The sequence below is a fragment of the Blastococcus sp. CT_GayMR20 genome, from assembly GCF_004570345.1.
Window position 1 is genome coordinate 1 of sequence record NZ_SPQM01000165.1, and the last position, 8,912, is coordinate 8,912.

Sequence of the window (8,912 nt, forward strand, 5' to 3'; positions counted from 1 at the left end):
GTGGGCGTCCCACGTGACGGCGTCGATGTGCAGGTCGATCAGCCGGAGACGGTCGGCCATGAACTGGTGCAGGGCGACGGTGGGGGACCCGTCGGTGAGCCGGACGCGGGCCTCCCGGGCCTGCTCGGCGACGCGTTGCCGCTCCTGGATGACGGGGTGCGCGAACCGCATGATCCGCTCGACCCGGGTGCCGGACGCGGCGGCGACCTGCTCGGGGGTCTCGCCGGCGCGGATGCGGGCCTGGATCACGCGCGGCGGGAGCTCCGTGCCGAGGTCGACGTCGATCTGGGTCAGGCGGCGGGCGTCCCCGCGGGCCGCGGCGCGCAGGCGGTCGTCGATCGCGACCTCGAAGCGCTCGCCGGTGTCGGCGGAGTCCGGGCCGTCGACGGTCAGGATGAGGCTCTTCCCGTCGTCGGAGAGCGCCACGAGGCGCAGTGTGCGCATGGGCGGACCTCCTGCTGACTGCGCGGACCCGGTCGTCGAGAGACGGACCGGAGCCCGAGGCTATCGGCGCTCCCCGTGCGCGGCGCGCAGGCGACGCGGCGTGGCGCGCCAGCGCCTCACCGGTGCCCTTTCCCGGGAGGGTGCGGTTGTCCCCGATCTCCGCCGATGAGGTGCAGTGTCACGTGTTCGCAACACGCGATCGGCACAGTGGGCCCCTCGTGGCGCGAGCCGACGAGCCCGAGCGGAGGAGGTGCGATGGTCAGCCCGCTGACCGACCGTCGTTCCGTCGCGCCCGGGCAGCCGCTCGCCGCGCCGCCGACGCTGCTGCCGGCCGACGTGCGCAGCGCGGTCACCGAGATCGCCGCCGCACCGGGCGCCTGGTGCCCGGCGCTGTCGCCCGAGGGGAACCGGGTCGCCTACGTCACCGACCGGTCCGGCCTGCCCCGGCTGGAGGTTGCCGCCCTCGCGGGTACCGAGGTCCCGGCCGTGCTGTCGGCACCCACCGAGGAGGTCGTCTCCGTCGCGTGGTCGCCGGACGGCGACTGGCTCGCCTACCTGGTCAGCCCCGGCGGCTCGATCTGCGCGGAGCTGCACGTGGTCCGCCCCGACGGCACCGGTCACCGGGTGCTGGCCGGTGAGGACCCGCGCGCCACCGTCTTCGCGGGCGGCTGGACCGGGCCCGGCCACTACGCGTGCTCGATCGCCCCGGGCGACGGCCCCGACGCCGACGTGGTGCTGGTGGACGCGGCCACCGGGGGACACCGCACCCTCGCCCGCGGCGGCTTCCTCTCCGTCACGTCCGTCTCGGCCGACGAGCGCTTCCTGCTGGCCCGCCGGGGCCCCCGCGGCTACCGGCACATCGTCCTCATCGACGTGGACAGCGGAGAGCAGCGCCCGGTCCTCGCCGCCGATGCCCCGGGTGGACTCGCGTCGGAGGACGGCCGGTTCGGTCCCGACGGCCGTTCGGTCTTCGTGCGGGCGTCCCTGCCGGGCGAGCCGTTCACGGACCGGGCCGGGCTGGTGAAGATCCCCCTCACCGGGGACGGCGTCCCCGGCGAGGGGCGCGTCGTCCTGTACCGGCCCGACGCCGACCTCGACGGCTACGCCCTGCGCACGGACGGCACCGTGCTCGCGGTGTGGACCGCCGACGGGGTCTCCCAGCTGCAGGTGCACTCCCTCTCCGACGGCGCCCTGGTGCGTTCGATCCCGCTGCCCGAGCCGGTCCTCCCCGGCTGGTCGCTGGCCGTCGACGGCGAGACCATGGTCGCCGAGCTGACCGGTCCGCGGACCCCGCGGGGTCTCTGGCGGGTGCAGCTCACCGGTTCCGGCGCCCCGGTGGCCCTCCCGTCGGCGCCTCCGCGTCCCGACCCCGCCCGGCTGGTCGCCCCGGTCCGCTACGACTACGTCGCCCCCGACGGTCTGCCGCTGTCCGGCTGGCTCTACACGCCGCCGGGCGTGCGGGGGCCCAACCGGACGGTCGTGAGCTTCCACGGCGGACCGGAGGGCCAGGAGCGGCCCGACTGGTCGCCGGTCGCCCAGAGCCTCGTCGCCGCCGGCCTCACCGTCTTCGCGCCGAACGTGCGCGGCTCCGGCGGCTTCGGTCGCGCCTTCCTGAACTCGGACGACGGCCCCGCCCGCGCGGCGTCCTTCGAGGACGTCCGGACGACGGTCGCCGCACTCGTGACCGCCGGCATCGCCGAACCCGGGCGGATCGGTGCGCACGGCTGGTCCTACGGCGGCTACCTCACCCTCGTCGCGCTGACCCGCTGGCCGGACCTGTTCGCCGCGGGCGTCACTGGCGCGGGCATGAGCGACCTGCGCACCTTCTTCGCCGGCACCGAGCCGTGGATGGCCGGCGCCTCGGTCACCGAGTACGGCGACCCGGTGGTCGACCGGGACATGCTGGCCGCGATCTCGCCGATGACCGCGCTGGAGCGGCTCACCTCGCCGGTGCTGTTCGTCCACGGCGACCGGGACACGAACGTGCCGGTCGCGGAGTCCGTGCAGGCGCACCAGGAGCTCCAGGCCCTCGGCGCACCGAGCGATCTGCTGCTCCTGCCAGGGGAAGGGCACACCGTCGTCGGCCGCGACCACCTGGTCGAGCTCAGCGAGCGCGTCGCCACCTGGTTCGATCGCTGGCTGTGAGCCGGCCCCTCTTCGCCGACTATCCCGCAGCCCCCGCCGACGAGGCGGTCGACCCCGAGGGTCGGCTGCGGGAGGGGTTCGCCGTGCTCGCGCCGGCGCTCGAGTCGCTCGGGGCGACCGGCCTCGCCGCGGCTGCCGCGGCGATGGCGGCCGAGCGCGAGGCGCGCGGCGTGACAGTCGCGTCGTGGTCGGACGGCCGGCAGACCGTGCGGCCCTATCCGCTCGACCCGGTGCCGCGGATCGTGCGCGTGCCCGAGTGGTCGGGCGTCGAGGCCGGGGTCGAGCAGCGGCACCGCGCGCTCAACGCGTTCCTCGCCGACGCCTACCGTGCGGCGGGCCGGCGCCGCGGCGATCCCGACCGGGAGCCCGAGGCGGTCCGTGCCGGGGTGCTGCCGGAGTGGGCGGTCGCGCACAGTCCCGGCCGCGACCCGGACGCCGTCGGCCAGGCATGGCCCGGTCAGCCCCGCGCCGCCCTCGCCGCGACCGACGTCCTGCGCACGGCGGACGGCGGCTGGCTGGTCGCGAAGGACCACCTCCGGGTGCCGGCCGGGCTCGGGTACGCGCTCGCCAACCGCGACAGCATGCGCGCCGCGGTCCCCGGCATCTTCCGTCCCGGCGCCACGCCGGTCGATCCCGCGGGCGCGGTCGGCCTCCTGCGGGCGGGGCTCCGCGCTGCGGCGTCGCCGGCGTGCCCGGGGGTCCCGCGGATCGCCGTCCTCAGTGCCGGGCCGATCGACAACGCGTGGTTCGAGCACGGCCTCCTGGCCGACGCCCTCGGCGTCCCGCTGGCCCGCCCGGCCGACCTCTGGCCGCGCATGGACGGCGGGGTGGAGGTCGTCGTCGGCGGCGAGCGCCACGCGGTCGACGTCCTCTACCGGCGGTTCGACGACGGCATGCTCGGTGCGTACCGCACGCCCATCGGGCAGCCGCTGGACTCCCTGCTGACCGAGGCCGTCCGGTCGGGCCGGCTCGGGCTGGTCAACGTCCCGGGCAACGGCCTCGCCGACGACGCCGCGGCGTACGCCTGGGTGCCGGAGATGATCCGCTTCTACCTGGGGGAGGAACCGCTCCTCGGGTCGATCCCCACCTGGGTGCTGGCCGACGAGCGGCAGTGGGCGCAGGTCCGCGACCGGCTGCACGAGCTCGTCCTCCGGCCCGTCGCCGGGTACGGCGGCCGCGGCGCCGTCTTCGGGCCGTCCCTGACGGCGGACGAGCTGGCCTCGCTTCAGGCGGAGGTGGCCGCTGCGCCCTACCGGTTCGTCGCGCAGGAGCCGGTCGAACCCACGACCGCGCCGACCTTCGTGGAGGGCCGGCTGCGGCCCCGGCACGTGGACCTGCGGGTGTTCTCGGTGACCCTGGCCGGCGGCGCCGTGTCGGCGCTCCCCGCGCCCCTCACCCGCGTCGCCCTCGGCGAGGGTCCGAGTTCGCCCAGTGCCGCCCGCGATGGCGGGAGCAAGGACACCTGGCTCCTCGGCTGACCCGGTCCGCTCAGCCGGCGGCGGACCGCTCGCCGGCGAGGCGGCTGCTGATGAGGACGGTGGTCCCCTCCGGGCTCGGCGTGGCGGTGATCTCCCCGAACGCGCTCATGAGTGTCGAGCCACGGCCTCGGTCCATCGACGGCATCCGTTCCCGCCACTGCCCGTAGTCGCGCACGGCGATCCGCACCTGCTCCGCGTCGACCGCCGCGGTCACGTCGAAGAACGGTTCCGTGGGGTCCTGGGCGTGCTCGACGGCGTTGGTCGCCGCCTCGCAGGCGGCCAGCAGGAGGTCGTAGGCCTGCTCGTCGCCCACCCCGGCGGTCGCCAGCCAGCTCCGCAGCCCCCGGCGCAGCACGGGGATGGACGAGGCCTGCGACGGCAGGCGCCACTCGCCGGCCGTACCGGCCACCGCCATGCCCTCGTGGGGGCGCCGCGGGGACGGCGGCCCGGCCGGGGGAGCGGAGGCGGAGAGTCCGGACGCGACGCGCACGGCCGGCGCCGGGTCGGGACGAGGGGTGGGGGTGCGCGCAGCCGCCTCGGCCGCCTCGGCAGCCGCGGCCGTCCGCCGCCCGGCAGCTCGCTCGAGCACGACGCGGACGCGGGCGATCAGCTCGTCGGCCCGGAACGGCTTGGCCAGGTAGTCGTCGGCGCCCGCCTCGAGGCCCTCGACCGAGGCCTCCTGACCCGCCCGGGCCGTCAGCATGATCAGCGGGATGTCGCGGGTGGCCGGGTCCGCACGGAGCGCGCGCAGCAGTTCGAAGCCGTCGACCCGCGGCATCATCACGTCGGTCAGCACGATGTCGGGGGCGTCATCGGCCACCGCGGCGAGCGCCTCCTCCCCGTTGGCCGTCGTCCGCACCGACCAGTGCGGGCCGAGCAGCCGGGTGAGGTACGCGCGCATGTCGGCGTTGTCGTCGACGACCAGGACGGTGCCGGCCGACGTGGGTGCCGCCTCGGCCGGCCGGGAGGTGTCCCACTCCCAGCTGGCCGCCTCGACACGTGCTGCCTCCGACGGTCCGACGGCCGGTCGCGTCGCGTCCTCGACGGCGTCGGGCTCGCCGAAGGGGAGGGTCACGGTGAAGGTGCTGCCCGTGCCCGGCTCGCTCTCGACCGAGACGCTGCCGCCGTGCAGGGCGGCCAGCTCGTGGACCAGCGCGAGGCCGATGCCGGTGCCCTCGCGGGTGCGCGCGGTCGCGCCGGCCACCCGGTGGAACCGCTGGAACAGGTGGGGCAGCTCGGCGGCGACGATGCCCACCCCCGTGTCGGAGATCGTGAGCGCGAAACCGTCGCCGTCCGGACGGAGTCCGACGCGGATGCCGCCGACGAACGTGTACTTGACCGCGTTGGCCAGCAGGTTGACGACGATCTTCTCCCACATGCGCGGGTCGACGAACGCCGGGCGGCCCAGCGGCGGGCAGTCCACGGTGAGCCGGAGGCCCGCGCGCTCGGCCGCGGCACGGAAGATGCCCGCGAGGTCGGCGGTGAACGTGGCGACGTCGGTCTCCACGCGCACGGGGGAGGCGCGACCGGCCTCGATGCTGGCGAAGTCGAGCAGGTCGTTGACCAGCCGCTGCAGGCGCTGGCCGTTGCGCAGGGCCAGGCTGAGCTGCTCCTGCACGGCCGCCGGGAGGGGTTCGTCGGAGCTCTCGAGGACGTCGCCGATGGGGCCGAGCAGCAGCGTGAGCGGCGTGCGCAGTTCGTGGCTGACGTCGGAGAAGAACGTGGTCTTGGCCCGGTCGAGCTCGGCCAGCGACTCCGCGCGCAGCCGCTCCGCGTCGAACGCCCGGATGTTGACCACGGCACTGGTGAACTGGCTGGCCACCAGTTCGTAGAAGGAGCGGTAGGCCGCGTCGAGCGCCCGGTTGGGGCTCTTCCCCGCGAGGAGCAGGCCCACCGGCTCGCCCTCCACCGACGCGGTCAGCGGGAGGACGACGGCCTCGGTGACTCGGTCGCCGAAGGGGCCGCCGGTAACGCCGAGCCGGTCGACCAGCGCGGACAGGTCGTCGAGCGCGGCGCCCGTGGCCTCGGGCAGCAGCGTCTCGTCGCAGCCCACCGCGGCCACCCGGCGGAAGCCGCTCTCGCCCGGGACCGACAGGTAGAGCCCGGCGAACGGGACGTCGAGGGTGTTCCCCGCCAGCGCGCCGCACATCGCGGTCACCGTCTCCTGCTCGGCGCCCAACCGGCCGCCGACGGTGGCCAGGTCGTGCAGCAGCCGCTGCCGGCGCTCGCCGAGGAGCTGGCTGGTCACCTCGGTGCACACGGCGTGCATGCCGGCCACGCGGCCGTCGTCGTCGAAGGCGGGGGCGTGGGAGACGGTGAAGTAGGTCTCCTCGCGGTACCCGGAGCGCTCCAGCAGCAGGAGCAGTCCAGGCAGCCAGGACGCGTCGAGGGTCTCCATCGCCTGCTGGATCGGCGGCCCCAGCGCGCCCCAGCCCTCGGCCAGCGTGATGCGGATGTCCTCGCCGATGGCGGGGTGCTTCGCGCCGATGAGCGGGGCGTAGGCGTCGTTGTAGAACTGAAGGAACTCCGGGCCCCACGTCAGCACCATGGGGAACTTCGACACCAGAACGGTGCGGACGGCGTACCGGAGGCTGGCCGGCCAGGACTCGACCGGTCCGACGGCGGTGGCGGCCCAGTCGAAGGCGGCCATGATCCGCCCTGCCTCGCCGCCGGCGGCGAACAGGTCGCCGCTGCCGGGTCCCGACGGGGAATCGGGAACCACGCTCACCTCCAGCCGGGTCAGGTCTCACCGCGGGTCCGGACGACGTCGGCCGGCTCTCTGATCGGCGGCCCGGCACTGCGGGCCGCCGTGGACGGGGCTTCTGCTAGAGGCGCTCCACCACGTGGTCGATGCACGCGGTCAGCGCCGTGACGTCGTCCGGGTCGACGGCCGGGAACATGCCCACGCGGAGCTGGTTGCGGCCCAGCTTGCGGTAGGGCTCGACGTCCACGATGCCGTTGGCCCGAAGGGTCTTGGCGAGCGCGGCGGCGTCCACCGAGTCGGTGAAGTCGATCGTCCCGACGACCAGCGAGCGGTGCTCCGGATCGGCGACGAACGGCGTCGCGTACGCCGACTTCTCCGCCCATCCGTAGAGCCGGCTCGAGGAGTCGGTGGTGCGGGCGACGGCGCCGGACAGGCCGCCGAGGGACAGCAGCCACCGGATCTGGTCGGCCAGCAGGAACAGCGTGGCGACGGCCGGGGTGTTGTAGGTCTGGTCCTTGCTCGAGTTGTCGACGGCGATCGACAGGTCGAGGAAGCCGGGGATCCAGCGACCGGACGCCTTGATCTCGGCGACGCGGGCGAGGGCCTCGGCCGACATCAGGGCGACCCACAGCCCGCCGTCGGCGGCGAAGGACTTCTGCGGGGCGAAGTAGTAGACGTCGGACTGCCCGATGTCGACCGGCAGGCCGCCCGCGCCGCTGGTGGCGTCGATGAGGACGAGCGCGTCGTCGTCGGCCCCGGCCGGCCGGGTCACCGGCGCCATGACCCCGGTCGAGGTCTCGTTGTGCGCCCAGCCGTAGACGTCGACCCCCGGCTGGCCCTTCGGCAGCGCCAGCGACCCGGGGTCGGCCTTCGCGATGACCGGGTCGTCGAGGAACGGCGCCTCGGACACCCCGGAGGCGAACTTGGCGGAGAACTCGCCGTACGTGCCGTGGGCGCTGCGCCGGCGGATCAGGCCGATCAGGGCGGCGTCCCAGAAGGCCGTCGTCCCCCCGTTGCCCAGCACCACCTCGTACCCGTCGGGGAGGTCGAAGAGCTGCGCGAGGCCCTCCCGGATCTCCTTGACCAGGTTCTTGACCGGCGCCTGCCGGTGGGAGGTGCCCATGATCGCGGCGCCGTCGCCGGCAAGTGCCCGCAGGGCCTCCGGGCGGACCTTGGACGGCCCGCAGCCGAAGCGGCCGTCTTCGGGCAGGAGCTCTGCGGGGATGGTGATGCTCATCCGGGCGTGCCTCTCGGGACAGGACCCCGTCCTCCCCGTCCTTCGCAAGCTCAGGGCGGTACCCGGGACGGGGCCGGGTTCAGGCGGGTGCGACCTGCGTCGTCGCCTTGGTCTGGATGGTGTCCCAGCCGGCGACCTCCTCGGGCTTGCGGGGGTCGGGACCGATGTAGCGGGCCGACGGCCGCACGAGGCGTCCGGTGTTCTTCTGCTCGAGGATGTGCGCGCACCACCCGGCGGTGCGGGCACAGGTGAACATCGACGTGAACATGTGGCTCGGCACCTCGGCGAAGTCGAGGACGATCGCCGCCCAGAACTCCACGTTGGTCTCGATCGGCCGGTCGGGGCGCCGCTCGCGCAGCTCCTTGAGGGCCGCGTTCTCCAGCGCGAGGGCTGCTTCGAAGCGCGGGGCGCCGAGCTCCTCGGCGGCCCGGCGCAGCACGCGGGCGCGGGGGTCCTCGGCGCGGTAGACGCGGTGGCCGAAGCCCATCAGGCGGTCGCCGCGGTCGAGCAGGTCCTTGACGTACTGCTCGGCGTTGCCGCTCTCCTCGACCCCGTCGAGCATGTGCAGGACGCGCGAGGGGGCACCGCCGTGCAGCGGGCCGGACATCGCGCCGATCGCGCCGGACAGCGAGGCCGCGACGTCGGCGCCGGTGGAGGCGATGACTCGGGCGGTGAAGGTGGAGGCGTTCATGCCGTGCTCGGCGGCCGACGTCCAGTAGGCGTCGACGGCGGCGACGTGGCGGGGGTCGGGCTCGCCGCGCCAGCGGACCATGAACCGCTCGACGATCGTGGCGGCCTCGTCGATGCGGCGCTGCGGCACCGCAGGGATGCCGATGCCGCGGGCGGACTGCGCGACGTAGGACAGCGCCATGACGGCGGCCCGGGCGAGCTCCTCGCGGGCCTC

General features: G+C 75.1%; 6 protein-coding genes. 2 read left to right on the forward strand and 4 right to left on the reverse strand.

Annotated elements, in window-relative coordinates; all coding sequences use genetic code 11:
• A partial coding sequence (sepH, locus tag E4P40_RS23780; protein ID WP_135160847.1) for a septation protein SepH occupies positions 1-444 on the reverse strand: 444 nt, incomplete at its 3' end.
• Positions 445-699: 255 nt separating this feature from the next.
• Here sepH and E4P40_RS23785 point away from each other — a divergent pair.
• Together E4P40_RS23785 and E4P40_RS23790 are read left to right on the forward strand one after the other, a co-directional pair.
• Entirely contained in the window at positions 700-2,589 is a 1,890-nt protein-coding gene (locus E4P40_RS23785; RefSeq protein WP_135160848.1) for a prolyl oligopeptidase family serine peptidase, read from the forward strand.
• Entirely contained in the window at positions 2,586-4,067 is a 1,482-nt protein-coding gene (locus tag E4P40_RS23790) for a circularly permuted type 2 ATP-grasp protein (RefSeq protein ID WP_135160849.1), read from the forward strand. Before E4P40_RS23785 ends, E4P40_RS23790 begins: the two co-directional genes overlap by 4 nt.
• Before the next feature lie 10 nt (positions 4,068-4,077).
• On the opposite strand, the gene E4P40_RS23795 is transcribed toward E4P40_RS23790, so the two are convergent.
• From E4P40_RS23795 to E4P40_RS23805, 3 genes are all read right to left on the reverse strand, one after another.
• Entirely contained in the window at positions 4,078-6,789 is a 2,712-nt protein-coding gene (locus tag E4P40_RS23795; RefSeq protein ID WP_245160550.1) for an ATP-binding protein, read from the reverse strand.
• 103 nt (positions 6,790-6,892) lie between these two features.
• On the reverse strand, positions 6,893-8,008 hold the full coding sequence (serC, locus tag E4P40_RS23800) for a phosphoserine transaminase (RefSeq protein ID WP_135160850.1): 1,116 nt from the start codon (positions 8,006-8,008) through the stop codon (positions 6,893-6,895).
• A 79-nt stretch (positions 8,009-8,087) separates the two neighbouring features.
• On the reverse strand, positions 8,088-8,912 hold an 825-nt coding region (locus E4P40_RS23805; RefSeq protein ID WP_135160851.1), incomplete at its 5' end, for a citrate synthase 2.

Coding starts and splice junctions, on each gene's coding strand:
- E4P40_RS23785 (WP_135160848.1), top strand. CDS start 700: ATGGTCAGCCCGCTGACCGACCGTCGTTCCGTCGCGCCCGGGCAGCCG.
- serC (WP_135160850.1), bottom strand. CDS start 8,008: ATGAGCATCACCATCCCCGCAGAGCTCCTGCCCGAAGACGGCCGCTTC.